We start from the raw sequence: 24,677 nt of genomic DNA, 5'->3' as shown, positions 1-24,677 counted from the left end.
TAGATTCTGGACCCATGACGCAGGCAGCTTCCGTCGACGTGCACCGCCCCAAGGTCGAGTACTTCAATCTCGCGGACCTGACCAACACCGACCCGAAGGGCTTCGTGCGGCCGGTCGAGCGGTACCACGTCGAGCCGTGGGGTCTGTACATGGCGCGCACCTCGGATCATCCACAGTTCCACTACCTCGAGTCCTGGCTGCTGCCAGAGCTGTCCATCCGCGCGACCGTGTTCCACTACCATCCGGCCCATCAGCGCGACCAGGACTACTACCTCGATTTGGGCGAATTCAGTGTGGTCGGGCCGAAGAAGTGGAAGTCGGTCGACCACTACCTGGATATCGTCGTGCGCTCGACGCGCGAGACCCAACTGCTCGACGTCGACGAACTGCTCGCCGCGCATGCCGCCGGACTGATCAGTCTCGCCGAGGCGGAGGCAGCCATGCAGCACGCGGCCGCGGCGATCGACGGCATCGCCGGCAACGGCCACACTTTCGAGGGCTGGATGAATTCCCTCGGCATCACCCTGACCTGGATGTAACGCCAACCGGCCCGGCGCACTCACCTTCGCCGACACCCGAGACGGCAAGACCCACCATGTCGTTCCACCTGCTGCCGCCCGGTCCGCTCAGCCCGGGGCACGGCACCGAGGAAGGCTGGGTCCAGAACTCGGACCGCCTCGACACGGCAGTGCGGCGCTAGCTGCCCCGCAAGGCGCGCGCGAAGGCCGCGTCGAACCAGGGCTCCTTGACCTCGAGGTAGGCCAGCGTTGCCTGTTTGCCGGTCAGCCCGGCCGCCTTGGCCGCCGCCTCGCGCTTCACCTCGAGGTACTCGGCGCGCGCGGCGGCGTCGGCGCGCAGCCAGTCGCGGAACCACAGCGCGAACTGTTGGCCCGGCGTATCCTCGACCCGCACATGCACGTTGGCCAACCGGCCCGGGTCGGCGTTCTGGTGGAACCGTTTGGCCCACAGTGCGAGGTCGGCGACCACCGGATCCTGCGGAGTGGGCTTAGGGTTGTCGCTGGTGATCTCCGGCCGGATCGGGAATCCGGCTGCGCCGAGGGCCTCCCGCAACCCGTCGGCCGCGGCCAGGTCCGCGACCGTGATCTGCAGATCGATCACGTCCTTGGCGTGCAGGTCCGGCACGGAGGTCGAGCCGATGTGGTCGATCCGTGACGCGGACGCACCGCAGGCCACCCACAGCCGGGCGATCAGCCGCTGCGCCTGCGCGGGCCACTCCGGATTCGGGGGCACGACCCGCACCGTGCTGCGACCGGCGGGCGTCCCGGTGCGCAGGTTGCGCTCGAAGGGCAACAGCCGCTCCTCCCACAGCCGGTGCACCACGGCGGCGACCTCGCCGGGGACGCCGCTGTTGTCGAGCAATACATCGGCAACAGCACGCCGCTGCTCGTCGGTGGCTTGCGCCGAAATACGTGCTCGCGCATCGGATTCGGCAACACCGCGAAATTCGGCCAAACGGCGAATACGCGTTTCGGCGTCGACATCGACCACTAGAACAAGATTCATCAATGGCGCGAGACCATTTTCCACCAGCAGGGGAATATCCTGTACGACAATGGCGTCCTGCGGTGCTGTGGAAATCAATTCCGCGGTGCGCTTTCCGACCAGCGGGTGGGTGATGGAATTAAGTTTCGCGCGTGCCGCGTCGTCACCGAATGCCTTGGCCGCGAGCGCGGGACGATCCAAGCTACCGTCCGCGGCGAGAATGTCCGCACCGAACGCCTCGACCAGTGCCGCGAGGCCCCCGGTGCCCGGCGCCACCACTTCCCTGGCGATCAGATCGGAATCGATGATCACCGCGCCGAGGTCGGCGAGCGCCCGCGCCACCGTCGACTTGCCCGCTCCCATGCCTCCGGTGAGGCCGATCCGTAACATTCGACCAGTCTGTCATCCAGCCATCGACCAGCCGTCCGCTGGCCCGACCCAGCCGAACACAGGCCTCGTCGGTACGGTTCGGACATCTGATCCGCGCCGCCGCACGCGATTGGCGACCCTTCGGCGGCGCGATCCCTTCGATTACCCGGCGCGGTCACTCATTTCACCACTCCTGCTGCCATTTGCTCGATCCGTGACTGCGCCGAGACCGATTCGAAACATTTCCGGCCGGTTCCGGTTTGCCGGCGACAACTTTCCGACACGCCGAGGCAATTAATTCCGTAAAATACTCTGCCGAGCTGTTTGGTTCGACTAATCTTCGCCATGGCGCTCCAGGCCGGCACCAGCAAAGCAAAGGAACATCATTGGGCACCAGAATCAACCCGACGGGTCGCCACCGCCTGGGTAGGGCGGGTCGAGTGCACTGCATTCAAATCCCCGCCGTCGCAGCGGCGCTAGCCGAACACCGCCGTTCATGGTTCACCGCGTTCGTCAGTCCCGCCCGACACAGTTTCGGAACCCTGCGGAGACGTTCGACCGCACCCGTGGTTCGTTGGGTGCCTGCCGCCGCGGCCTGAACTCTTCCTCGATGGTGGCCCAGCCCTAGCCAGGCTGGGCCACTTTCATGCGTGGACGAGTCCGATGGACGTGCGTGGCATACCGGCCGTTCGATCGACATCGCATTCACCCGCACCGAGCAAATATTTTCGGCCGGACAATCCTGGCTTGAAAAGGTTTCGCCTGGTTGCCCCTGAAGATTGAAACGGCCAACGACGAGGCTCCAGAAAGACCTCGTCCAGGTGGACAAAGAAACCCGGATAGCGCGGCGATAAGGGGTGTCGCGGAAACCGGCTCGACCGGACCGCGATCGCAACCAGGTCGGCGGGCCCGGGATTCGCCATCGACAGCGACGCGCCGAGGGCACAATCGGAGAAGCCGCCCGGCGAGCGAGCACCAGCCAGAGCGGAAGCACGGAATGCGGACTACAGCCCGAGCGAGCGAACCAGGTCGAGCATCTCGGTGCGGAAAAGTTTGGCGGGATCCAGCGCTTGCGGACGCAGGTGGCCGTACACCTCCAGCGCGATCAGACCGTGCATCCGACCCCACATACGCAGGGCGAGGCCGAGCGCCGCGGGCGGCAGCGCCGGGAAGTCGGCGCGGACATGCCCGACCAGGCCCGCGTCGAAGTCCGACCACGTGGACTCACCGATGGTCTGCCGCGTCGCGGCGCGCGGCCATGCCGCCGCCGCGAGACCGACCAGACCGGTGCACGCACGCAATTCGGCCTCCGCGGCCGGGCCACCCGGCGGTGCCCGATAGCCGGGCACCGGATCGCCGTAGATGAGCCGGAACTCGGCGGGCCGCTCGACCGCCCAGCCGCGAACAGCTTCACCCCAGGCCACGATGCGCCCGGCCGGGTCGGCCACGGGGACGGCGTCACGCGCCGTCTCGAGCCGGTCGACCAGGGCCGTGTACACGTCGGAAATGAGCGTGGAGATCAGGTCGTCGCGGGTGGCGTAGTAGCCATAGATGGCGCCGGCGGTCATGCCCATCTCACGGGCGATGGCGCGGAGCGAAATCGCATCGGGGCCGCCATCGGCCAGCAGGCGCATCGCAATCGCCTTGATATCGCCCGACGCCTGCGTGCGCAGGCGCTCTCTACGACTCTTCACCACCTCGGCCACGTTTGACACTCTACAGCGTCCGGCTAGTATCTGCCGTACCGTTACTGAACGGCGTGTAGTAAATTGACGATGCTTAGGGAGTGCTGATGGATATCGGAGTTTTCGGGGCGACCGGCGTCATCGGCGCGTGTGTCGTCGCCGAAGCGCAGCAGCGTGGGCATCGGGTCACCGCGTTCACGCGCGATGCCGCGCGGATCCCCGCCGAGCGGGGGAACGCGGCGTGGACGGTCGCCGACTGGCTGGATGCCGACAGCATCGCGTCGGTCATCGCGGGCCTGGATGTGGTCGTCAGCGCGGTGAATGCGGGGCACGGCGTCGCGGACACCATCGCCAACGCGAGCAATTTCGTGGCAGGCGCGCACGCGATGGTCGCCGCGCTCGACCAGCAGCCGCGCGTGCGGCTGATCACGGTCGGCGGCGCGGGCAGCCTGGAGGTGGCACCTGGCGTGCAATTGCTCGATACCGGAGACGAATTCATCCGAAACCTCACCGACGCCCTCGACGTGCCCGCGGCGTACGCCGACGTGGTGCGGGCGCTGCGTGATGCTTTGAACGTCTATCGGACGTCCAATCGCAACTGGACCTACCTCAGCCCGTCGTCCGGCCGGATCAACTCCGGAGTTCGCACCGGCCGCTTCCGCGTCGGCGGCGACCAACTACTCGTCGGCGGGGAAGACATCTCTGCGGAGGACGTCGCGGTCGCCCTCCTTGACGAAGTCGAACAACCCCGATTCATCCAACGCCGCTTCACCGTCGGCTACTGAGCGGTGAACACCGTGTCGCCGGGCCCGTCCGCGCCGCATTCCGGGAAGCCGCCGACGGCCCTGGTGGAAAGATCGCCGCTACCAAGGGGACTCGGGGGGAATTCTTTCCGCAGTTGCCCGCCGCCACCGGTATGACCACTGGGCGCTTCATCGAGGCCGAGAAGGTCGCCGCACAGGTCGCCTTCTCGGCCTCCCACCACGCCAGCAGCATCGTCGGCGCCGACCTGGTCATCGACGGCGGCGCGTTGAAGGCCATCTGACCATCCCGAGTGCGACCCGCTGTCGCTTGCTGCCCTCGGGTCCGTTTTTGTCGGACCCCTCCGGCACAATCAGATCCGGTCGGACGTCGATCGAGTTGCTACTCAATGTAATCCGCAACTCGAACGAGGGAGGCACCATGCCCGACGCCCATGCTTCGACGCCCGACCCCTGTGGCCCGCGCACGGTCGACCACGACCGCCTCATCGCGCTGGCGGTCGAGATCGAACGGCACCGGTACCTGCTGCGCCGTGCGGCGGAGGACTACCGGTGGCGGGTCGAGCAGCGGGTCGAGCATCTGGACCCACCGGATCGGGACCTGCGGCTGCGGCAGGCAGAGCAGCTCATCGCGGCGATGATGATCGACCCGATCCGGCACAGCACACTGGATTTGGACGCGTATCGGGCGATCCGGGATGGCGTGCCGGTGGTGTTCGACGCCGAACGCAGGATGTATGTCCTGCGCCGGCCCGGACAGGTTCCACTGCCGATCCGTCCCGGCCTGCCGGAACATCGGCTCGGCGTGATCGCGCGGCTCGCCGCACTCGGCCTGCGTTTGGAGGAAATTCAAGTCGTCGCGCTCACGACGGCGCAGATGGCGGCACCGTATGAAGCGATCGAGCCACCGCCCGATCTCCCCGAAGTGCGACGCGGGACGACGAAACCCTCGCGCGGGATACGCAGGCCACATCGGCGTAGGCGCCCCGCAGGGCGGTGACGGTGGCGATCGAGCCGCGCGACGCATTCCTGAGCCGATCGGTGGGCGACACCGGACTGTTGTCGACTGTCCGACGTGGCTGTGGAGAGCCCCGCCCAAAAAAACACTTGCGCCCCAACCGGTTTCCCGGTTGGGGCGCAAGTGTTCAGCTGATGCCGGTCAGGCGTTGCCGGAGAGCTTCTCCCGCAGGGCCGCCAGCTGGGCGTCGCTGGCAAGCGAACCGCCCCCGGTCTCGGCCTGGCTGGCGGAGGACTGCGCACCGGTCTCGGAGGAGTAGTTCGATGCGCCGCCGCCGTTCGCGGCCTCGGCCGCGGCGTCGGCCGCCATCTTCTCCATCTGCGCGGTGTGCATCTTGTGGCGACGCTCCGCCTCGGCGTAGCGGCCTTCCCACTCCTCCCGCTGCTTGTCGAAGCCCTCGAGCCACTCGTTGGTGTCGGGGTCGAAGCCCTCGGGGAAGATGTAGTTGCCCTGCTCGTCGTAGCTGTCGGCCATGCCGTACTTCGACGGGTCGAACTCGGCGTGGTAGTCCTCGTTGGCCTGCTTGAGGCTCAGCGAGATCCGGCGACGCTCCAGGTCGATGTCGATGACCTTGACCATCGCGTCGTCGCCGACCGCGACGACCTGGTCCGGGACCTCCACGTGACGCTCGGCCAGCTCGGAGATGTGCACCAAGCCCTCGATGCCCTCTTCGACGCGCACGAACGCACCGAACGGAACGAGCTTGGTGACCTTGCCCGGCACGATCTGGCCGATCGCGTGCGTGCGGGCGAACTGACGCCACGGGTCTTCCTGGGTCGCCTTGAGCGACAGCGAAACCCGCTCGCGGTCCAGGTCGACGTCGAGTACCTCGACGGTGACCTCGTTGCCGACCTCGACAACTTCGGAGGGGTGATCGATGTGCTTCCAGGACAGCTCGGAGACGTGCACCAGGCCGTCGACGCCACCCAGGTCCACGAAGGCACCGAAGTTGACGATCGAGGAGACCACACCCTTCCGGACCTGGCCCTTCTGCAGCTGGTGCAGGAACTCGCTGCGCACCTCGGACTGGGTCTGCTCCAGCCAGGCGCGGCGGGACAGCACCACGTTGTTGCGGTTCTTGTCCAGCTCGATGATCTTGGCCTCGATCTCCTTGCCGACGTACGGCTGGAGATCGCGGACGCGCCGCATCTCGACGAGCGAGGCGGGCAGGAAGCCGCGCAGGCCGATGTCGAGGATCAGGCCGCCCTTGACGACCTCGATGACGGTGCCCTTGACGGCCTCGTCCTTCTCCTTGAGCTCTTCGATGGTGCCCCACGCACGCTCGTATTGCGCCCGCTTCTTCGACAGGATCAGGCGGCCTTCCTTGTCCTCCTTGGTGAGAACAAGCGCCTCGACCTCATCACCCACGGAAACGACCTCGTTGGGGTCGACGTCGTGCTTGATGGAGAGCTCGCGAGAGGGGATGACGCCTTCGGTCTTGTAACCGATGTCGAGCAGGACCTCGTCGCGATCGACCTTGACGATGGTTCCTTCGACGATGTCGCCGTCATTGAAGTACTTGATCGTGGCGTCGATGGCGGCGAGGAAATCCTCGGCGGAGCCGATGTCGTTGACGGCTACCTGCGGCGAGGTGACGGTGGTGGGCATATGTCGGTTTGCTCCGGACGGATTGTGGTCGGTTGCGGACATTGGAACTTTCGGTACGCTGCGATCTCACCGCGAGGTGTGAAGACGGACACTTAGGAAGGTACCGCACGCAACTCGCGTGGAATTCAGCACGGGTCGTACTTCGGTACGGTTGTACGGAAGACACTCGCGCGTTCAGCGTACGCGACCTCGGTCCGGCCGGGCAAACCGGCAGTGCCGCCACGCCGATAGGCTGACGGGCGTGTCGGAAGATCGCCATGCGCAAGCGAATGCACTGCTCGGGACGGCGGGCACGACCCGGACCAGGATCGGATCGGACGCCAGCCAGCTGGCCAGCCGACGCTGGTGGGATGCCGATGCCGCCCAATACCACGAGACCCACGCGGATTTCCTCGGCGTGGACTCGCCTGGAGGGGAGTTCGTCTGGTGCCCGGAGGGCCTGCACGAGGGCGACATGCGCCTGCTCGGTGATGTGGCGGGCAAGGTCATCCTCGAGATCGGATGCGGCTCCGCGCCGTGTTCGCGCTGGCTGGCCGGACAGGGCGCGGTGCCGATCGGACTCGATCTGTCTCGAAGCATGCTGGAACGCGGGAAGGCTGCGATGGCGCGCGGCGGGCCGCGGGTACCGCTGGTGCAGGCGGGAGCCGAGGCCCTTCCGTTCGCCGACGCCTCCTTCGACCTGGCCTGCTCGGCGTTCGGCGCCATCCCGTTCGTCGCCGACTCGGCGCTGGTAATGCGGGAGGTGGCACGGGTGCTGCGGCCCGGCGGGCGCTGGGTGTTCTCCGTGAATCACCCGATGCGCTGGATCTTCCCAGACGATCCCGGCCCGGCGGGCTTGACGGCCAAGATCCCCTACTTCGACCGCACCCCTTATGTCGAGGTCGACGACGAGGGCGTGCCGACATACGTCGAGCACCACCGCACCATCGGCGATCGGGTCCGCGAGATCGTCGCGGCGGGTCTGCTGCTGGAGGACATCGTCGAACCGGACTGGCCCGAATGGCTCGACCGCGAATGGGGGCAGTGGAGCCCCCTGCGCGGCGAGCTCTTCCCGGGCACCGCCATTTTCGTCACGGGTAAGCCGTGAGCGATGCGGGGTGGCGCCGCCACCGGCTACCGCGTCCGACCGCCGACCCTGATGCGCGATGCCCGCATGGCGCGCGAACTGCGCCGCGGCGGTCACCTCACCCTGCGGCGGGCAGGATGTTGCGGTTGAAGCGGAACCGGTTGTGCGGGTCGTACTTCGCCTTGAGCGCGGCCAGGCGCGCGTAGGTGCCGGGCAGGTAGCCCGCGCGGGTCTGTGCCTCGTCGGCGTCGACGCCCCCGCCGTAAAGGAAGTTGAGACTGTGGCCGAGGGTCCACGCAGCCAGCGCGGCACGGACTCGCGCCTGCGCAGCAGTGCCTTCGGGCCCGGTGATGACCCGCACGATGTACGCGGCGTCGCGGTGGTCCACCGCGATTCCGGCACCGCCGGGCCGGGCCAGCGCACCGCCGAGATGGCGAACATCGACCACAGCGTCGACGCCGGACTCCGGGCCCGCGGCGGCCAGCAGCGCGACGGCCGCCTCTTCGGTGTACGCGCCGAGCAGCGCGTTGGTGGCCGCGTAGGCATGCGGGTGGTCTGGGTCGCTGTGAATGGTGTGCGACTCGGTGTAGGGCATCGCGCGCAGATCGTCTTTCAGCCGTTCTCCGACTGCCCGCAACGGCGCGACCAGGCGCTCACCCTCCTCGGTCGTGCCGTTGAAGGCGATCCGGAACGACGCGACGTACCGGCCGCGCAGCGGCGCGGGAACCTGCGGGATGTCCGGAAAGGTGAGCATGGTGACCGCCGAGGTCATTTCCTCCGGTACGCTCGCGGTCCACTGCCGCCAGGCATCCAGTGCCCGCTCGACCAGCGGTGTGTCGAACACCAGCTGTCCGCCGTACACGGTTGCGAGAGAAACCAGTTCGACCTCGAGCGCGGTGACGACACCGAAGTTGCCTCCGGTGCCGAGCACGGCACCGAACAGCTCGTCACCGGGTACCAGCCTGCGCATCCGGCCGTCGGCGGTGACCAGCTCGATCGCCCGTACCCGCTCGGCCGCGAAGCCGAATTGACGCGCCAGCAGCCCGACGCCGCCGCCGAGCAGATAGCCCACCGCACCGACCGAGGGCGATGAACCGTTCAGTGGCGCCAACCCGTGTTCGGCCGCCGCCTCGACCAGCGCGCCCGCGCGCACTCCGGCGCCGACGTGCGCGATACGAGTCGTCGGGTCGACCCGGAGGCCGGTCATCCGACGCGTGCTGATCAGCACTCCCCCTTCGGTCGCGACCGACAGCCCGTGCCCGGTCGCCTGCACGGCGATCGGAAGGTCATAGCGCGCGGCGTATTCCACGGCGGCCCGGACGTCCTCGGCGTGCACAGCTCCGACGATCAGGGTGGGCCGGTGTGCATAAGCGGTCTGAAAACCGGCGGTCTCTTCGGCGTAGCCGGGGTCGCCAGGTCGGAACACGGGACCGGTGAAGGTGTCGATGGTCTGTGCGGCGTTGTTTCCCATGCCTCGACGATGCTCCGCCCAGAGCAAGAAGTACAGCAGATAGTTCTTCTACATTCTATAATCGCCAGTTATGGAAATGCGTCAGCTTCGCTATTTCGTGACGGTCGCGGAGGAGGCTAATTTCACCCGCGCCGCCGCCCGGCTGCACCTGGCCCAGCCAGGGCTGAGCGCGCAGATCCGCCAGCTCGAACGCGAACTCGGCCAGCCGCTGTTCGACCGCGGCGGTCGCACGGTGACGCTGACCGAAGTCGGCACCGCCGTCCTACCCCATGCGCGGGCGGCGCTGGACGCGACCGAGCGCATCACCCAGACCGTTGACGAATTCACCGGCCTACTGCGTGGACAGGTGCGGGTGGGCCTCATCTCGGGAGCGGCGACCGACGAATTCGATGTCGCCGCGCTGCTCGCCGATTTCCACGACGACCATCCCCAGGTCGGCATCAGCCTCACCGAGGACACGTCCGAGCGGATGCTCGTCGCCCTCGCAAGAGGCGAACTGGATGTCGCGCTGATCGGATTGACCGGTGCGGAACTGGAACCCGGCATCGGCATCGACGTGGTGCTGGAGACACCGGTGGTCGCCGCGGTCGCGGCGACCGACACGGTCTTCGACGCCCAGGTCCCGCTCACCGCGTTGCGCGATCGGCCCCTGATCTGCCTGCCCGCGGGCACCGGAATTCACGGCATCTTCTCTCGCGCTTGTGCCGCAGCGGGTTTCGAGCCGAGCATCGCGTATGAGGCTGCCGCGCCCCCGCTTTTGCTGCGCCTGGCCGCGCGCGGCCTCGGCGTCGCTGTGGTGCCCGAGCTCACCGCGGGTGAGGCGGCGGCCTTCGGAGTGCGGACGCTGCGCATCATCGAGCCCGAGCTGCGCGGGCGCCTCGCCCTTGCTTGGCGCACCGATCGCCCCGGCGGCCCCGCGGCCAAGGTCCTGCTCGGTCAGCTCCGAATCGGCTTGCACGCCAAGGCATAACGCCAACACCGTCGGATGGCGGCCACCGGTACTCGGCAACCGCCATCCGACTACGTTCGTCCTGCGTCACAGCAGTCGGGACAGGAACGCCTTGGTACGTTCGTGCCGCGGGGCGGCCAGCACTTCGCGGGGCGGTCCCGCCTCCACTACCACGCCGCCGTCCATGAACACCAGCTGGTCGGCGACCTCGCGGGCGAATCCCATCTCGTGGGTGACCACCACCATCGTCATGCCGGATCGGGCGAGTTCCCGCATCACGGTGAGCACCTCGCCGACCAGCTCCGGGTCCAGCGCGGAGGTCGGTTCGTCGAAGAGCATGAGCTTCGGGTCCATGGCCAGCGCACGGGCGATGGCCACACGTTGCTGCTGGCCACCGGACAGCTGCGCCGGATAGGCCCCCGCTTTCTCCGCCAAGCCGACTCGGTCGAGCAGCTCCCGCGCCCTGGCCACCGCGTCCACCTTACGGATCTTCTTGACCTGGGTAGGCGCCTCGATCACGTTCTCCAGCGCCGTCCGGTGCGGAAAAAGATTGAAATGCTGGAATACCATGCCGATTTCGCGGCGCTGCTTGGCTGCGTCGCGTGGGTGTAGCTCGTAGAGCTTGCCGTTTTTCTCCCGGTAGCCGACGATCTCGCCGTCGACATACAACCGACCCGCGTTCACTTGCTCCAGGTGGTTGACGCAGCGCAGGAAGGTGGACTTGCCGGACCCGGAGGGCCCGATGATGCACAGCACTTCACCGCGGCCCACCTGGAGCGAGACGCCCTCGAGCACCTGCAGGGCACCGAAGTTCTTGCAGACCCGGTCCGCGACGATCATCGGAGGGGGCGTGGTCTTCCCGACCTCGACGCTCATTTCGCCTTCACTCTCTGCTGGGCGTCGGCGAGCTCTTGTAGCTGCTTCGCGGTCAGCTGCCGCGAAAGGCCGCGCGAGTAGTAGCGCTCCAAGTAGAACTGCCCGACCATCAGCAGGCTGGTGATCGCCAGATACCAGGTAGCGGTGACCAGCAGCAGCGGAATCGGCTGGAAGTTCACGCCGTAGATGTCGCGCGCCCGTCCGTAGAGGTCTGTGGACAGGGGAATCGCGGTGACCAGCGAGGTGGTCTTCAGCATGCCGATCAGCTCGTTGCCGGTCGGGGGGATGATCACACGCATGGCCTGCGGTAGCACGGTCCTGCGCATGGTCTGGCCCCAGGACATGCCGAGCGCGATGGACGCCTCGCGCTGCCCTTCACCGACGGAATTTATTCCGGCACGGACGATTTCGGCCATGTAGGCAGCCTCGTTGAGGCCGAGGCCGATTACGGCGAAGGTGAACGCGGCCTGCAAGTTCTGCACGTCGAGTTGGAAGAACTGCGGACCGAATGGAACACCTAGATCGATCTGGCGGTACAGCGAGGGAAATAGTCCCCAGAACACCAACTGGACGAAAACCGGTGTGCCGCGAAAGATCCAGAGATACACCCACGCCGAAGCCCGCAACACCGGATTCGGCGAAAGGCGCATCACGGCGAGCACTGTGCCGAGCACGACCGCGATGGCCATCGCGAGCACGGTCAACTCCAGCGTGACGATGGCGCCCGCGGTGATCCTGCGGTCGAACAGGTACCGCGAGTAGGTATCCCAGCGATAGGCCGGGTTCGTCGCTGCGCCGTACACGAACAGCGCCGTCAAGGCCAGGATGACCGCCGCTGTTATCCAGCGACCGGGCCTGCGCAGCGGAACCGCTTTGATCGGCTCCGGCTGTCCCGTCGGGTCCGCCCCGTCGTATCCGGGTTCGCCAGGCGTCGGGCGCGTGTCGTTCGTCGCCATCAATCAGCTCACGGCGCCGTTGATGACGGACGTTGTGATCGCGCCTTCCTGAACACCCCAGTTCTTCGTGATCTCGAGATACTTGCCGTTGTCCATCAGGTGCTGGACCGCCTTCTGCAGCACTGCGGCCAGCGGTGCGCCCTTGGCGACTGCCCAACCGTAGGGTGCGGAATCGAACACGGGGCCCGCTTTCTCGATCTTGCCGTTGCTCTGCTTGATCGCGTATGCCGTCACCGGGGAGTCGGCCGACATCGCGTCGACCTGACCGAGCATCAGCGCGTTGGTCGCGCCACTCTGCTCGTCGAACGGCTCGAGGTCGATGGCGGGCTTGCCCTCCGCGACGCACTTGGCGCTCTTGGCGGGCACCTCGTCGGTGTGCTCCACCGTGGTGGCCTGCACCGCGACCTTCTTACCGCAAGCGTTGTCCGGGTCGACCGGCTTGCCCTTCTGCTGGGCCCACTGGACCCCCGCGTTGAAGTATGTGGTGAAGTCGACCTGCTGCTCGCGTTCCTTCGAGTCGGTGATCGACGACATGCCCACGTCGTAGGTACCAGCCTGGATCGCCGGGATGATCTTCTCGAACGCGGACTCGACGTACTCGGCCTTCACGCCGAGCACGGAGGTGATCGCATCCATCAGATCCACGTCGAACCCGACGATCCGACCGCTGGCGTCCTTGTATTCGTTGGGCTGGTAGGGAATGTTCACGCCGACGACGAGTTTGCCCGACTGTTCGATCTTGTCCGGGAGCTGCGCCGCGATCTCGTCGACCTTGTCCACCTGCACCTTGGCCACCGTCGGTCCGGACTCTTCGGTGTTCGTCGTACAGCCCGTCAGCACCAGTGTGCCCGCGGCGAGCACACCCATCACCCGCAGGGCGCGCCTGCGAAGTACCGATCGATCAGACACAACAGCCCTCCACATTTCGGATATACGAAACCAGGGCGTCACCACCCGTTGGCAATCTAGGCGACCCAGGCACTTTTTGCTGGACAGTAACGGAAGAGAAACACGAAGTCGTGGGATCTCCCTGACGTCCGCGTACCGGAACCGGCACGCGGATACGCCGGATGGGGCTACCTTCTGGAGACCATGGTGCAGTCGGTCGAACTACTCCTCGATGAGGCCGCCGACGCGGAGATCCGCCGTCAGTGGCGATTGCTCGCGGAGGCGGGCGTGCCGAGCCCGGCCGCGAACACCGCCGCATCGAACCGCCCGCACATCACCGCCGCGGTGGCGAGGCAGATCTGGCCGCGCATCGAGCGGGCGCTGGATGAGCAGACCGTCCCGCCCATCCCGGTGCGCCTCGGCGGGCTACTGGTGTTCGGTGCGCGCCGCCCGATCCTGGTGCGGATGGTGGTGCCGTCCGAGCCGCTGCTCGCGCTACATCGGCGGATCTTCCACGCGATCTCGCCCTGCCCCGGCATTCCGGTCAACGTCCACCCAGACGCATGGACCCCGCACATCACGCTGGCCAGGCGGGTGCCCGCGTCCCAGCTCGGCGAGGCGATTCACGCCGTCGCACGCGATCGCGATTTTCCCGCGACCGTGCTGGGTATCCGTCGATGGGACGGCGAACAGCGGCGCGAGTGGCCGATCGGTCGTGGAAGATAACGACAGCAGCCCGCGTTACAGCTGGCACACCGAATACGAGAGGACGTCATGGCCACCCAGACCCTGACCCAGCAGAACTTCGATGAGATCGTCACCGGAAACGACGTGGTACTCGTCGATTTCTGGGCTGATTGGTGCGGCCCGTGCAAGAGCTTCGCACCGACTTTCGAGGCATCCGCCGACAAGCACCCCGATGTGGTGCACGGAAAGGTCGACACCGAATCCGAGCAGGGCCTCGCGGCGGCCGCCAACATCCGCTCCATCCCGACCATCATGGCCTTCCGGGAGGGTGTGCTGGTGTTCGCGCAGCCCGGCGCGCTGCCGCCTGCCGCGCTCGAGGACCTGGTCACTCAGGTGAAGGCGCTGGACATGGACGACGTACGCAACCAACTCGCCGAGCAGCAGGCCGAAAAGTAGTCTCGCGGCGGCGCCGGAAAGCCTTGCGGCGCAACGGTGCCGAGTCGGGCGCGGACGCCGCAACGCGGCAAAGACCGTACCCGGGCCCGACCGATGTCTCGACTCAACGGCGGCCGTTCGAAGGCCGCGCGGCCTACGTCAACTGAGCGCCGAGCAAGTTGACACCCGCGATCATGGCACGGACCGTCGATTCGGCGCCGTCGTCGGCGAGCGCCGCACCCCAGCCGCGCCTGCCATCGCACTCGCACTGCACGAACGTGGCGGTGCCTTCGGCGGTGCGCCGCTGGTGAAACTGCAGAATCTCCACCGGGTAGCCCTCCTCATAGAGGGCCGAGGTCATTGCCGCGACCGGGCTGCCGGTGGCGACGACGGTTTTCAGATGGCCGGCGAATTCCAGCGTCGCGGTGAACTCGGCGGTGCGGCTACCCGCGGGGGACCAGTCGCCGAGCCGAATGGGACCGTTGTGGTCGCAGTAGCGGCTGTGGAACTCCGCCGAGGTCAGATCAGGGCTTTCGGCGCGAAGGCCCTTCGGTGCGGAGGTATGGAACGAGTCGATATCCAGAGTCAGGATAGTCATTGAAAGTAGGTCTTCCCGAAGAATGTCGTGGTTCAGTTGACAGAGGGGACCAGCACTAACAAGTCGAACAGCCGCAGCGAGGGGGCCGGCCGAATCAGACCCCGCTACGGCGGGCTACTACGAGGAGTCGCCGCTGCGCCACCATCGCCGTGAGCGGGTCCTGCCCGGCGCGAGCCTCAGGTTCGGAGGCGGTAGCCTGCGTGACCATGGCGGGCCGGGTGAGCGACGCCATCGAGTCAGCGCTGTCGCGGTCTGCGACATGGAGCGCTGCGCTATGGCGGGCGGCGGGATTCGGCACGCGCTTGAGAATAGGGACATCGCGCCGCGATAGCAACTACATTTTGCGCCCGGATTTGTCTACTGGCGAGTATCGTTCGCGCAGTTCAAACGGCCACAGGGCCGGTGAAGGTACCGTCGATGGACATGGGCCCCCTCGTCGGCATGACAATCCCCGGTCTGGCCATCCTGCTCATCGTGTTCGCCTTCGCCGAAGTCGCGTGGAACAAGCTCATGGGAAGCCGCATCCTGCCCTGGACCCGCAAGCGTGCGAGCCGCCCGGTGGCGGCCGCGGGATTCGAGGAGGTGTCGGCGGCGTTCCAGGGTTCCAAGCAGCACGAGTTCGAGCAGCGGATGACGACACTGATGCACAAGGAAGACAAGGCCGACGGCGCGCCGCCGCGCGACGAGGTGGATCTCACCTCCGGTTCGGCGCGCCTGGTCCGGCATCAGAGATGTGACGTGCCGCACGGCAGGTGATCGCGCACAGCCGGATGCGGGTCCTTGGTCGCACCGATCTCGACAAGGCAGACCGATCCGTTCGGATCCGGCCCCTCACGTCGTTCGCGGCGCTCAGTGCGCGGCGGCGTCCCAGCTGCGGCCGACGCCGACGGAGACCTCGAGCGGCACCGACAGGCTGATCGCCGACGACATCTGTTCGCGCGCCAGCGTCTCGAGCGTCTCCCGCTCCCCCTCGGCGACCTCGAACAGCAATTCGTCGTGGATCTGCAGCAGCATCCTGGAGCGCAGCCCGGCGGCCTGGATCGCGTGGTGCACGTTGATCATCGCGACCTTGATGATGTCGGCCGCGGTGCCCTGGATCGGGGCGTTGAGCGCCATCCGCTCGGCCGACTCGCGGCGCTGCCGGTTGCCGGAGTCCAGGTCCGGCAGATAGCGGCGGCGACCGAACAGCGTCTCGGTGTAGCCGACCTTGCGCGCCTGCTCGACCACCTCGTACAGGTAGTCACGGATCCGGCCGAAGCGGTCGAAGTAGACATCCATCTGTTCCTTCGCCTCGGTGGTGCTGATCTTCAGCTGCGCGGAGAGGCCATAGGAGCTCAGACCGTAGGCGAGGCCGTAGGACATCGCCTTGATCCGTCGACGCAGCTCCGGGCCGACCTCGGCGATCGGGATGTCGAACGCCTTGGACGCGACGAAGCTGTGCAGGTCCTCGCCGGAGTTGAACGCCTCGATCAGGCCCTCGTCACCGGAAAGGTGCGCCATGATGCGCATCTCGATCTGGCTGTAATCGGCGGTCATCAGCGACTGGTAGCCGGAGCCGACCACGAAGGTGTCGCGAATCTGCCTGCCGGTATCGGTGCGGATCGGGATGTTCTGCAGATTCGGCTCGGTCGAGGACAAACGACCGGTGGCGGCGATCGTCTGATTGAACGTGGTGTGGATGCGGCCGTCGTCGGCGACGCATTTGAGCAAGCCGTCGACGGTGACCTTCAACCGGGTGGCGTCGCGGTGCGCGAGCAGATGTTCCAGAAACGGGTGCTCGGTCTTCTCGAACAACGACTCCAGCGCGTCCGCGTCGGTCGTGTACCCGGTCTTGGTGCGCTTGGTCTTCGGCATGTCCAGCTCGTCGAACAGGACCACCTGCAGCTGCTTGGGCGAGCCGAGATTGATCTGCTTGCCGATCACCTCGTAGGCCGCGTCGGCCGCCTGGTTGACCCGGTCGGCGAACTGGCGCTGCAGCGTCTGGAGTTGCTCGGTGTCCACCGCGATGCCCGCGTTCTCCAGCGTGGACAGCACGCCGAGCAACGGCAGCTCCATCTCGGCGAGCAGCGGCGTGGATTCGATCTTGCGCAGCTCCTCGTCGAGCGCCTCGGCGAGATCGGCGACCGCGCGGGCGCGCAGCATCTCCGCTCGCGCCAGCTCGGCGTCGACGGTGTCCTCGTCGTCGAGCAGCGACAGTTGCGGAGTCTCGTCGGTTTCGGCGCGCAGCTCCCGATGCAGATAGCGCAGCGAAAGGTCGTCCAGATTGAAGGTGCGCTGGCCAGGGCGGACCAGGTAGGCGGCCAGCGCCGTGTCGCTGGTCAGGCCGCCGAGGGTCCAGCCGCGCCCGCGCAGGGCGTGCATGGCTGCCTTGGCCTCGTGCAGCGCCTTGGGCACGGCCGGATCGGCCAGCCAGGCGCCCAGCGCGGCCTCGTCCTCCGGGGTGAGCACGGTGACGTCGATATAGCCGCTTTCACCGTCGCCCGCCGCGATCGCGATCGCACGCGCGTCGCCATGTCCGGGTGTGCCCGCGCCGACAATCGAGACACCATGGCGCACAGCGGGTTTCGCGTGTTCGGCCAGCCAGGCGGCGACCGCGCCGATCTCCAGCGCGCCGCCGCTGATCTCGAAACCCACCTCGGCCTCGGGCGCCGGCGGGGCCAGCGTCTCGAACAGCCGGTCGCGCAGCACGCGGAATTCGAGGTCGTCGAACAGCTGATGGATTTTGCCACGGTCCCAGGGCGCCTGCGCCAGCTGGTCGGGCGTGTAGGGCAGCGGCATGTCACGAATCAACTCGGTGAGCTGCCGGTTGAGCACCACGCTGCTCAGGTTGGCGCGCAGCGCGTCGCCGACCTTGCCCTTCACCTCGTCGACCTTGTCGACCAGCGCGTTCAGATCGCCGTACTCGCGGATCCACTTGGCGGCGGTCTTCTCCCCCACGCCGGGGATGCCGGGCAGATTGTCGCTCGGGTCGCCGCGCAGCGCCGCGTAGTCCGGGTACTGGTTCGGGGTGAGGCCGTATTTGGCCATCACCTCCTCTGGGGTGAAGCGGGTGAGGTCGGAGACTCCCTTGCGCGGGTACAGCACGGTGACGTTGTCCTCGACCAGCTGGATCGAGTCCCGGTCACCGGTGACGATGAGCACCCGGAAGCCCTCGGCCACCGCACGGGTCGTGAGCGTGGCGATGATGTCGTCCGCCTCGAAGCCGTCGATCGCCAGCACCGGGATGCCCAACGCGCCGAGCACGTCCTTGGTCAGTTCGACCTGCCCCCGGAACTCGTCCGGCGTGGCGCTGCGGTTGGCCTTGTACTCCGGGTATGCCTCGGCGCGGAAGGTCTGGCGCGACACGTCGAACGCCGCGGCGACGTGCGTCGGCTTCTCGTCGCGCAGCAGATTGATCAGCATCGCGGTGAAGCCGTACACCGCGTTGGTGGTCTGCCCGGTGACCGTCTTGAAGTTCTCCGCCGGTAGCGCGAAAAACGCGCGGTAGGCGATCGAATGCCCATCCAGCAACAGCAACGTCGGCCGGTCACCCGACGCGGGATCACTGGAGCCGGAGGCGGGGGCGGGACGCGGAGCGGTCGTGGGTGAACTCACGCCCCAGAGTCTAAGGACCGCCACCGACACGGTGATACGGCGACACCCGCCGGCCACACGCCGCTGCGGGGCAGGATCGCGCACGCGGACGCGTGCCGAGGCCCGACGGCTCGCGCGGCGCCGCTCACAACGTCGTGACCAGCTCACGCAGGACGGGCAGGCTCACCGAACCCGACCCGAGCACCACGTCGTGGAATGACTTGATGTCGAAGTCCGCGCCGAGTCGTTCGGTGGCCGCCACCCGCTGCCGCTGGATCTCCAGCTGGCCGACCTTGTAGGCGACCGCCTGCCCCGGCATCGCAATGTAGCGGTCCACCTCCACGGTGATCTGGGCCAGCCCGACCGGCGCGTTGGCCACCATGAAATCGATGGCCTGCTGTCTGCTCCAGCCCTTCACGTGCAAACCGGTGTCGACCACGAGCCGGCAGGAGCGCCAGGAGTCGCCCGCCAGCATGCCGAGGCGTCCGAGGTCGTCCTCGTACAAACCCATCTCGTCGGCCAGCCGCTCGGTGTAAAGCGCCCACCCTTCGACGAACGCGGTGTTGGCGAACGATTGGCGCTGGAAGCGCGGCAGGTGGTCGAGCTCGTTGGCGATGGTGAGCTGCAGGTGGTGGCCGGGAATCGCCTCGTGGTAGGCCACCGACGCCGTCTCCCACCGGCCGCGGCCGGTGGGATGGTGCTGGTTGACGAAGTAAGTGCCCAGCCGCGACCCGTCGGCGGCGGGCGGAAAGTAATACGCCGCGGGCGAATCCGCGGCCAGGAATTCGGGTATCGGCACGATGTCGCAGGATTCCTTCGGCAGCCGCCCGAACCAGTTGTCCATCTCGGCCGTGGCCAGCGACAGCGCCCGCCGCGCGTCGAACATGATTTGCTCGGCGTCGGCATAGCACAGCTCGGGATCGTCGCGCAGCCTGGCGAATACCTGGTCGAGGTCGCCGGTGCCGAACAGCCGCGCACCCACGGTGGCGTACTCTTCGCGCAGCTTCGCCAGCTCGGCGAGGCCGAGTTCGTGGATCTCCTCCGCGCCGAGGTCGGGCAGCGTGGTGTGGTGGCGCAACAATCGCCCGTAGATGTCCTCGCCGTCGGCGCCGAGCCAGCACAGCCCTGGCTTGTCGTCGGGGCGGCTGACGGGCAGCAGCTCGTCGTACAGCGCGTCGCGGTAGACCTGGAACGCGGGCCGGATGACCTCCCGTGACACCTCGGCCAATTCGGCGCGCCAGGCAGCCTCACCGTCCCAGCCTTCCGGTCCCGCGAAGGTGACGAACGGGTCGGCGGTGTGGTCGGAGGCCAGGTAGCCGTCGAGCTGGTTGAGCGAGCGCTCGATGGTGATCCGCGCGGGTGCGCGTCCTGCCGCGAGGCCCGACCGGAACCGATCCACGGCCTGCCCGAGCATGTCGCCGAACTGCCGGTAACGCCGCACCAGCGCCAGCGCGTTCTCCGCCCGGGGTGCGTTGGTCTGCGGCGCCACCATCAGCAACAAGGCGTGCACGCCGCCCATCTGGTCGGAGGCCATCTCCACCGGCCGCCACTCCAGATGCTCCACCGCGCCACTCAACTCGGTCCGCAGCAGGCTGCGGGTGATGCGGTCGGTGGGGCCCAACCGGTCGGCGTCGAGGGCGTCGACCGCGCGCAACAGGTCGCGCCAGGTCGACAGCAGCCGCTGCTCCGCCTCGACGGACAGATCCTCGATCCGGTCGTCGAATCGGCGGTCGCCGAGCAGGGTCGCCTCGCTCGGCGTCGCCTCGAGCACGCTGTCCCAGTACCGCTCGGCCAGGCCCATCAGCTCGTCATGACCATCCATGGTCACGATCATGCCTCGAGCAAGGCCGCGCGGCACCGAGCTTCGCGGTCCTACCCGACGCCGAGGTAGGCCGATTCGACGGCCGGATCGGTGAGCAGTTCGCGGCCGCCGCCGGTCTTGGTGACCTCACCGGTCTCCATGATGTAGGCACGGTGGCTGCGGGCCAGTGCCTGCTGCGCGTTCTGCTCGACCAGCAGCACGGTGGTGCCCTGCTGATTGATCTCACTGATGATCCGGAAGATCTGCTGGATCACCATGGGTGCCAGGCCCATCGACGGCTCGTCGAGCAGCAGCAGCCGCGGCCGCGACATCAGCGCACGGGCGATGGCCAGCATCTGCTGCTCGCCGCCGGAGAGCGTGCCGCCGACCTGTTTGCGCCGCTCGCGCAGCCGCGGAAACAGATCGAATACCCATTCGAGCGTCCGGTCGTACTCGGCCTTCTTCTTGAAACCCCTTCCGTAGCAACCCATATCAAGGTTCTCCTGCACCGTCATGCCGGGGAAGACACCTCGGCCCTCCGGTGCCTGGATCAGCCCGTGGGCCACCCGCTCGTGCGCCTTCATCCGGGTGATATCGCGGCCCTCGAACAGGATGCGGCCGCGCGTCAACGGCAGCAGCCCGGACATCGCGCGCATGGTCGTCGTCTTGCCCGCGCCGTTGGCACCGAGCAGGGTAACCAGCTCGCCCTCCGACACCCGCAGCGAAATCCCATGCAACGCTTGGATTCTGCCGTAGTTGACGACCATGCCCTCTACCTCGAGCAGCGGAGCGTCCGCACCGGCGGAGTGCTCGTCCGGTTTGCCGAGCACACCGGCCGGCCTGCGCGGCTGCGCCGCAGTCGGCTGCGTGGCCGTTGCCTCGGCCGGTTGGGGCTCACCCGCGTCGGGCGCGCCCTTCCCTGCCGTCTCATTTTCGCTCGCGTCCCGGTCTGATCGGACGACCTCGGTGTCCGGTACACCGAGGTACGCCGCGATCACCGCCGGATTGTCGCGGATCTGCGCAGGCAGCCCGTCGGCGATCTTGCGGCCGAACTCCAACACCACGATCCGGTCGGTCACGCCCATGACCAGCCGCATGTCGTGCTCGATCAGCAGCACCGTGAACCCGTCGGCGCGGATCTTGCGGATCAGGTCCATGAGCGCGGACTTCTCGCTCGGGTTGAACCCGGCCGCCGGCTCGTCGAGGCACAGCAGTTTCGGCTCGGTGGCGAGCGCGCGGGCGATCTCCAGCCTGCGCTGATCACCGTAGGACAGGTTGCGCGCCTTCTCCACCGCCCGCGGCGCGATGCCGACGAACTCCAGCAGCGCCATGCCGCGCTCGATCGCGTCGCGTTCCTCGCGCCGATGCCGCGGTGTGCGCAACACCGCGCCGGGCACCGAGGTCTTGTGCCTGGCGTCGGTGCCGACCACGACGTTCTCCAACGCGGTCATCTCACCGAAAAGCCGTACGTTCTGGAACGTGCGCGCGATGCCGAGCCGGGTGATCATGTTGCGCTTGGTCTTCGTCAGCGGCTTGCCGTCGAAGTACACCAGTCCCGACGCGGGCTGGTAGATACCGGTGATCGCGTTGAAACAGGTCGTCTTGCCCGCCCCATTGGGGCCGATCAGACCGAGGATCTCGCCGCGGCGAATCTCGAAGCTCACGTCGTCCAGTGCGGTGAGGCCGCCGAACTTCACCGTGAGGCCGTCGGTCCGCAGCAGTGGAGCACCGACGGCGGTCTCGATCTCCCGATGCGGCGCGACGACTTCCGCGACGGTCTCGGCATCGGCCAGATCCGGGATCACGGCAGCCACGTCGACCGTGCCCGCGCTCTCGACCTCCGGCTCCGCCGCGTAGCCCGCTGCCATGTCCTCGTTGTCGAACAGCGCGTCACCCGCGCACGGCCCGGTCATCGCCCCGCTCCCATCGGCTCGCTCACGACCGGTCTGCGCACGGCCTGGTACACCTGCCTGCCGTAGGTGAGCAGCTTCTGCCGCACCGGGAACAGACCCTGCGGACGCAGAATCATCATCACCACCAAAGCGATTCCGAAGTACAGGTATTTGAGGTCACCCAGCGACTGCGCGCCGCCCTTGCGGAACAGCAGGACGCTACCGAGCAGCAGCAGCGCCAGTACGCCGGTGACCACCATGCCGGTGATCACACCGCGTCGCGGCCATCCGCCGAGCCGGTCGCCCAGCAGTTTCCAGCCCGCGAACAACGCGACGAACATCACGACGTCGATGATCAGCAGGAGATACCCGGTCGACTCGTCGCTCACCAGGTTCACCGACTGCAACCGCGCGGGCAGATAGGCGATGACGAATGCGCCGAAGATCACCCCGAGCTTGTTGCCCTGGCCGCCGATGACCACCGCGCAGAGGAACAGCATCGAGTTGATGATGTTGAATCCGGTCGGGTTGATGAACTGCACCTGACCGGCATAGATCGCGCCGGACATGCCGCCGACCGCGGCGCCGATCATGAAGGCCCACAGCTTGAATTTGAATGTCGGCACGCCCATGATCTCGGCCGCGTCCTCGTCCTCGCGGATGGCGACCCAGGCGCGCCCGACCCTGCTGCGTTCCAGGTTGCCGACCATCAGCAGCACGAGGATCACCAGAACCATGCCGAACCAGTACCAGTAGGTGCCGTAGCTGGCTCGATCCAGGATGTTCGCGCTGTCGGGGTTGCCGCTGTTGCCGCCGGAGAACACGCCCTCCGGCTTGCTCGTCGACTCGCCGACATGGGGATAGGCCACGCCGGACAGGCCGAGGCTACCGTTGGTGAGCTCGGTGAGGTTGTCGGCGAGCAGCCGGACGATTTCCCCGAAGCCCAGCGTCACGATCGCCAGGTAGTCACCGCGCAAGCGCAGCGTCGGCGAACCGAGGATCAGACCCGAGACCGCGGTCACCACGACCGCTATCGGCAGGCACGCCAGCCATGCCCACTTCGGATCCAGCCAGCCGCCGTCGGTCTGATTCCACGGACTGTTGGGGCTGGTCAGCAGGCCGACGGTGTAGGCGCCGACGGCGTAGAAACCGACATAGCCGAGGTCGAGCAGGCCCGCCTGCCCGACCACTACGTTCAGGCCGATAGCCAGCAGCGCGTACATCGCCACCTGCGCCATCACCAGGCCGAAGTTGTAGGACGGGGTGTCCAACAGCGGCGGAGGGGACAGCGGGAGCAACGCGAGGAGAAGGAGGATCGGGACGCCGACGCCCCACTGCGCGGGCCTGCTCAAACCATCCCACCAGGTACGGATCGTGTCGCCGAGGCCGTGTCGCACGGGTTCCGGCGCGGGTTCGGTCGTGTCGGTCATGCACGTGCCCTTCCGAGACTCTCGCCGAGGATGCCGGTCGGGCGCACCATCAGCACCAGGACGAGCACCACGAACGCGACCACGTCGCGCCACTCGGTGCCGAACAGGATCTGGCCGTACTGCTCGACCACGCCGAGCACGAGGCCGCCGAGCAGCGCGCCGCGTAGGTTGCCGATTCCGCCGAGCACCGCAGCGCTGAAGGCCTTGATGCCGAGGATGAACCCGCCGGAGTAGATGACGCCGTTCGGGATCTTGAGTGTGTACAGCATCGCCGCCGCGCCCGCGAGCACGCCGCCGATGAGGAAGGTCAGCACGATGACCCGTTCCCGTGAAACACCCATCAGCGTCGCGGTGTCGGGGTCCTGGGCCACGGCGCGGATGCCGCGACCGAACTTGGTCCGGTTGATCAGAACCTCGGTGACGATCGCGAGCACCACCGCCGCGATCACGATGAGCAGCATGATGTTGGTGACGTCCGCGCCACCGAAGCTGAACTGCACAGTCGGCTCGACGAGCCGAATCGCCTGCTGCGCGTTGGTGCCACCGAGATCGGGATCAATCTTCGGCAGAACGAAGTGCACCAGTTCCTGGAGCACGAACGACATGCCGATCGCGGTAATCAAAAAGCTGAGCGGCTTGGCACCCCGCCTGCGCAACGGGCGATAGGCCACCCGCTCCAATCCGACAGCCGCGCCGCCGGATATCGCCATACCCACGATCATCGCCAACCCGAGATATACGACGGTCAGTACGACACCCTGGGTGTAGACATCGGGACCAGCGACGAATCCGAAGATCATCAACCCGATCAATTGCCCGAACAAACCGAGCATGAATATTTCCGAGTGGGCGAAATTGATCAGCCGCAATACGCCGTAGACCAAGGTATAGCCCACTGCTACCAAGGCATAGATGGCGCCATAGGTCACTCCGTCGGCAGTCAGCCGCCAGAAACTATCGATCAACCCGTGATAGTTGAAGTCGATCGAGCCGCCGACGAGTTGCACTACGTCGGCCGATGACATTGAATTCATTCGTTTTCTGCCCTCATCCAGTGCCCCCCGAACAACAGCACGTACGGGGATCAGCGCGATCCCCCGTACGTGCTGTA

General features: G+C 67.0%; 24 protein-coding genes and 1 pseudogene. 10 read left to right on the top strand and 15 right to left on the bottom strand.

Annotation, left to right across the window (positions count from 1 at the left end; all coding sequences use genetic code 11):
* Positions 1–14: 14 nt before the first annotated feature.
* A complete protein-coding gene (locus tag OH799_RS35340; RefSeq protein ID WP_406273596.1) occupies positions 15–539 on the top strand; it encodes a DUF402 domain-containing protein in 525 nt (174 codons plus the stop codon).
* 157 nt (positions 540–696) lie between these two features.
* Here the strand turns inward: OH799_RS35340 and coaE are convergent, their stop codons facing one another.
* The gene (coaE, locus tag OH799_RS35335; protein WP_406273593.1) at positions 697–1,893 is read right to left on the bottom strand and encodes a dephospho-CoA kinase; all 1,197 of its coding nucleotides are present in this window, start codon (positions 1,891–1,893) and stop codon (positions 697–699) included.
* A gap of 365 nt (positions 1,894–2,258) precedes the next feature.
* Between coaE and OH799_RS35330 the strand changes: the two genes are divergently transcribed.
* Positions 2,259–2,471 carry a hypothetical protein gene (locus OH799_RS35330; protein ID WP_357268634.1) on the top strand — a complete coding sequence of 71 codons (213 nt, stop codon included), beginning with the start codon at positions 2,259–2,261 and terminating at the stop codon, positions 2,469–2,471.
* A gap of 405 nt (positions 2,472–2,876) precedes the next feature.
* On the opposite strand, the gene OH799_RS35325 is transcribed toward OH799_RS35330, so the two are convergent.
* Positions 2,877–3,578, bottom strand: a complete 702-nt coding sequence (locus OH799_RS35325) for a TetR/AcrR family transcriptional regulator (RefSeq protein ID WP_406273588.1) — start codon at positions 3,576–3,578, stop codon at positions 2,877–2,879.
* An 86-nt stretch (positions 3,579–3,664) separates the two neighbouring features.
* Here OH799_RS35325 and OH799_RS35320 point away from each other — a divergent pair, with 86 nt between their 5' ends.
* The 3 genes from OH799_RS35320 to OH799_RS35310 all read left to right on the top strand — a co-directional run bounded on the left by OH799_RS35320 (position 3,665) and on the right by OH799_RS35310 (position 5,318).
* Positions 3,665–4,342: an NAD(P)-dependent oxidoreductase gene (locus OH799_RS35320; protein WP_406273585.1), complete on the top strand. Its 678-nt coding sequence runs from the start codon at positions 3,665–3,667 to the stop codon at positions 4,340–4,342.
* Between the two features lie 131 nt (positions 4,343–4,473).
* Positions 4,474–4,602, top strand: coding sequence for a hypothetical protein (locus tag OH799_RS35315; protein ID WP_406273583.1), 129 nt, complete (start codon positions 4,474–4,476; stop codon positions 4,600–4,602).
* Positions 4,603–4,739: 137 nt separating this feature from the next.
* A complete protein-coding gene (locus OH799_RS35310; protein ID WP_406273580.1) occupies positions 4,740–5,318 on the top strand; it encodes a hypothetical protein in 579 nt (192 codons plus the stop codon).
* Between the two features lie 159 nt (positions 5,319–5,477).
* Here the strand turns inward: OH799_RS35310 and rpsA are convergent, their stop codons facing one another.
* A complete protein-coding gene (gene rpsA / locus OH799_RS35305) occupies positions 5,478–6,944 on the bottom strand; it encodes a 30S ribosomal protein S1 (RefSeq protein WP_357268625.1) in 1,467 nt (488 codons plus the stop codon).
* 241 nt (positions 6,945–7,185) lie between these two features.
* Between rpsA and OH799_RS35300 the strand changes: the two genes are divergently transcribed.
* A complete protein-coding gene (locus OH799_RS35300; RefSeq protein ID WP_357268623.1) occupies positions 7,186–8,031 on the top strand; it encodes a class I SAM-dependent methyltransferase in 846 nt (281 codons plus the stop codon).
* 97 nt (positions 8,032–8,128) lie between these two features.
* On the opposite strand, the gene OH799_RS35295 is transcribed toward OH799_RS35300, so the two are convergent.
* Positions 8,129–9,481: an FAD-binding oxidoreductase gene (locus OH799_RS35295; RefSeq protein WP_406273577.1), complete on the bottom strand. Its 1,353-nt coding sequence runs from the start codon at positions 9,479–9,481 to the stop codon at positions 8,129–8,131.
* A 70-nt stretch (positions 9,482–9,551) separates the two neighbouring features.
* Between OH799_RS35295 and OH799_RS35290 the strand changes: the two genes are divergently transcribed.
* Entirely contained in the window at positions 9,552–10,451 is a 900-nt protein-coding gene (locus OH799_RS35290) for a LysR family transcriptional regulator (RefSeq protein ID WP_406273574.1), read from the top strand.
* A 66-nt stretch (positions 10,452–10,517) separates the two neighbouring features.
* Here OH799_RS35290 and OH799_RS35285 read toward each other — a convergent pair whose 3' ends face one another.
* Genes OH799_RS35285 through OH799_RS35275 form a run of 3 tightly spaced genes read right to left on the bottom strand, consistent with a single transcriptional unit; the run spans position 10,518 to position 13,129 of the window.
* On the bottom strand, positions 10,518–11,270 hold the full coding sequence (locus OH799_RS35285; RefSeq protein ID WP_357268792.1) for an amino acid ABC transporter ATP-binding protein: 753 nt from the start codon (positions 11,268–11,270) through the stop codon (positions 10,518–10,520).
* Between the two features lie 32 nt (positions 11,271–11,302).
* Positions 11,303–12,262 (bottom strand): amino acid ABC transporter permease, encoded by a 960-nt coding sequence (locus OH799_RS35280; RefSeq protein WP_406273571.1) that lies wholly within the window; start codon positions 12,260–12,262, stop codon positions 11,303–11,305.
* Positions 12,263–12,265: 3 nt separating this feature from the next.
* On the bottom strand, positions 12,266–13,129 hold the full coding sequence (locus OH799_RS35275; protein ID WP_406282905.1) for an ABC transporter substrate-binding protein: 864 nt from the start codon (positions 13,127–13,129) through the stop codon (positions 12,266–12,268).
* 225 nt (positions 13,130–13,354) lie between these two features.
* On the opposite strand from OH799_RS35275, the gene OH799_RS35270 reads away from it, so the two are divergent.
* Positions 13,355–13,876 (top strand): 2'-5' RNA ligase family protein, encoded by a 522-nt coding sequence (locus OH799_RS35270; RefSeq protein WP_406273568.1) that lies wholly within the window; start codon positions 13,355–13,357, stop codon positions 13,874–13,876.
* A gap of 48 nt (positions 13,877–13,924) precedes the next feature.
* Positions 13,925–14,293: a thioredoxin gene (gene trxA, locus OH799_RS35265; RefSeq protein ID WP_406273566.1), complete on the top strand. Its 369-nt coding sequence runs from the start codon at positions 13,925–13,927 to the stop codon at positions 14,291–14,293.
* A gap of 133 nt (positions 14,294–14,426) precedes the next feature.
* Here the strand turns inward: trxA and OH799_RS35260 are convergent, their stop codons facing one another.
* Together OH799_RS35260 and OH799_RS35255 are read right to left on the bottom strand one after the other, a co-directional pair.
* Entirely contained in the window at positions 14,427–14,870 is a 444-nt protein-coding gene (locus OH799_RS35260; RefSeq protein ID WP_406273563.1) for a 2-keto-3-deoxygluconate kinase, read from the bottom strand.
* A gap of 94 nt (positions 14,871–14,964) precedes the next feature.
* Entirely contained in the window at positions 14,965–15,168 is a 204-nt protein-coding gene (locus OH799_RS35255) for a hypothetical protein (protein WP_406273561.1), read from the bottom strand.
* 119 nt (positions 15,169–15,287) lie between these two features.
* Here OH799_RS35255 and OH799_RS35250 point away from each other — a divergent pair, with 119 nt between their 5' ends.
* Positions 15,288–15,626, top strand: coding sequence for a DUF6191 domain-containing protein (locus tag OH799_RS35250; protein WP_406273558.1), 339 nt, complete (start codon positions 15,288–15,290; stop codon positions 15,624–15,626).
* Positions 15,627–15,719: 93 nt separating this feature from the next.
* Here the strand turns inward: OH799_RS35250 and polA are convergent, their stop codons facing one another.
* From polA to OH799_RS35220, 6 genes and pseudogenes are all read right to left on the bottom strand, one after another.
* Positions 15,720–18,464 (bottom strand): DNA polymerase I, encoded by a 2,745-nt coding sequence (gene polA, locus OH799_RS35245; protein WP_406273555.1) that lies wholly within the window; start codon positions 18,462–18,464, stop codon positions 15,720–15,722.
* Positions 18,465–18,588: 124 nt separating this feature from the next.
* Complete coding sequence (locus tag OH799_RS35240) at positions 18,589–20,265, bottom strand: DUF885 domain-containing protein (RefSeq protein ID WP_406273552.1); 1,677 nt, start codon at positions 20,263–20,265, stop codon at positions 18,589–18,591.
* Positions 20,266–20,315: 50 nt separating this feature from the next.
* Positions 20,316–21,011: an ABC transporter ATP-binding protein gene (locus OH799_RS35235; RefSeq protein WP_406282902.1), complete on the bottom strand. Its 696-nt coding sequence runs from the start codon at positions 21,009–21,011 to the stop codon at positions 20,316–20,318.
* A 237-nt stretch (positions 21,012–21,248) separates the two neighbouring features.
* Positions 21,249–22,112, bottom strand: a pseudogene (locus tag OH799_RS35230) (ABC transporter ATP-binding protein); the annotation flags it as partial.
* A gap of 41 nt (positions 22,113–22,153) precedes the next feature.
* Positions 22,154–23,566: a branched-chain amino acid ABC transporter permease gene (locus tag OH799_RS35225; RefSeq protein ID WP_406273549.1), complete on the bottom strand. Its 1,413-nt coding sequence runs from the start codon at positions 23,564–23,566 to the stop codon at positions 22,154–22,156.
* Positions 23,563–24,600 (bottom strand): branched-chain amino acid ABC transporter permease, encoded by a 1,038-nt coding sequence (locus OH799_RS35220; protein ID WP_406273546.1) that lies wholly within the window; start codon positions 24,598–24,600, stop codon positions 23,563–23,565. Before OH799_RS35220 ends, OH799_RS35225 begins: the two co-directional genes overlap by 4 nt.
* Positions 24,601–24,677: the final 77 nt, after the last annotated feature.

It is taken from the genome of Nocardia sp. NBC_00881 (assembly GCF_045207455.1).
Taxonomy (GTDB): domain Bacteria; phylum Actinomycetota; class Actinomycetes; order Mycobacteriales; family Mycobacteriaceae; genus Nocardia.
Note: the sequence above shows the minus strand (reverse complement) of the source record. Positions and strands in the feature narration are given on the sequence as shown.